The following is an 893-nucleotide window of genomic DNA, read 5'->3' on the forward strand; positions in this document are numbered from 1 at the left end:
GCCGTCCACGCCGCGACGAGGTCCGCCGCCGCGCGGGCCGGGTCCGCCGCCGCGCAGACCGCCGACACGACCGCGATGCCGTGCGCACCGGTCTCGCGCACGGCCGCGACGTCCTCGACCCCGAGCCCACCGATCGCGACGACCGGCAGAGGGCTGCGCCGGACCGCCGCACGCAGGCCGTCGAGGCCCAGCGGCGGGCCCGCGTCCGGCTTCGTCGGCGTCCCCCGCACGGGTCCCGCGCCGACGTAGTCGACGACCGCGGGGTCGACCTCCGCGAGATGCGCGGCGGTCGCCGCGGACACGCCGACGACCGCGTCCGCGCCGAGGAGCCGCCGGACGTCGGCGACGTCGAGATCCGCCTGGCCGACGTGCACCCCGGCGACCGCGCACCCGCGCGAGCGCGCGGCGAGCGCGACGTCGACCCGGTCGTCCACGACCACGAGGGCGCCCGTGCCGTCGACCGCGCGCGCGACGTCGACCGTCAGTGCGACGAGGTCGCGGACCGGCGCCCGCTTGGCGCGCACCTGCAGCACGCGGACGCCCGCGCCGACCGCGACCCGTGCGATGTCGGCCGGCCGGCGTGACGCGGCCGCGCAGGTGTCGGCGTCGACCACCAGGTACGGGCCGTCGGGCAGGACGCGGCTCACGCGGGCACCGCCGCACGCTCGACCGTCGCGGCCGACACGACGCGGGCCGCGAGGTCGTCGGGTGCGACCGAGGCGAGGTGGTCGACGAGCGCCACCTGGAACGACGCGGGACCCGCGGCGGCGACCGCGGCCCGCTCGGCGGCGAGACCCAGCAGCGTCGTCGCCCCGACCGCGGCGACGAGCGGCTCGGTGACCGCCGCGAGCGCGGCCGTCAGGCCGCCGAGCGCGCACCCGGCGCCGGTGATC

At 80.2% G+C, this 893-nt stretch carries 2 protein-coding genes; both read right to left on the reverse strand.

What is annotated here, in order from left to right; all coding sequences use genetic code 11:
* On the reverse strand, positions 1-647 hold a 647-nt coding region (gene thiE / locus CTKZ_RS21190; RefSeq protein ID WP_235843600.1), incomplete at its 3' end, for a thiamine phosphate synthase.
* On the reverse strand, positions 644-893 hold a 250-nt coding region (locus CTKZ_RS21195; RefSeq protein WP_200829888.1), incomplete at its 5' end, for a hydroxyethylthiazole kinase. The genes thiE and CTKZ_RS21195, both read right to left, overlap by 4 nt.

The organism is Cellulomonas algicola, assembly GCF_003851725.1.
Taxonomy (GTDB): domain Bacteria; phylum Actinomycetota; class Actinomycetes; order Actinomycetales; family Cellulomonadaceae; genus Cellulomonas; species Cellulomonas algicola.